At 58.6% G+C, this 435-nt stretch carries 1 protein-coding gene; it reads left to right on the plus strand.

Features of this window, described 5'->3' with window-relative positions:
* Window positions 1-435: type I restriction-modification system subunit M N-terminal domain-containing protein (locus AACR93_RS03160; RefSeq protein WP_043852242.1), on the plus strand; the 435-nt coding region annotated here is incomplete at both ends.

A 435-nucleotide genomic window follows, 5' to 3' on the forward strand; every position in this document is an offset into this window, starting at 1 on the left:
GTTGCGATGAACTGCGCGGCGGCATGGACGCCTCCCAGTACAAGGACTATGTGCTGACCCTGCTGTTTGTGAAGTACGTTTCCGACAAGGCCAAGGGCAATCCCTACGCCATGATTGAGGTGCCGCAAGGGGCGAGCTTCGAGGATATGGTGGCGCTCAAGGGCGACAAGAATATCGGCGAGGCGATCAACCTCACCATCTCGGCGCTGGCCGGAGCCAATGATCTCAAGGGCGTGATCGACATCGCCGACTTCAACGATGAGGACAAGCTGGGCAAGGGCAAGGAGATGATCGACCGCCTGACCAAGCTGATTGGCATCTTCGAGGGGCTGGATCTCTCCGCCAACCGCACCGAGGGAGATGATCTGCTAGGTGATGCCTACGAATACCTGATGCGCCACTTCGCCACCGAATCAGGCAAGTCCAAGGGGCAGT

The organism is Aeromonas sp. L_1B5_3, assembly GCF_963866575.1.
In the GTDB taxonomy this organism is placed as follows: Bacteria; Pseudomonadota; Gammaproteobacteria; order Enterobacterales; family Aeromonadaceae; genus Aeromonas; species Aeromonas jandaei.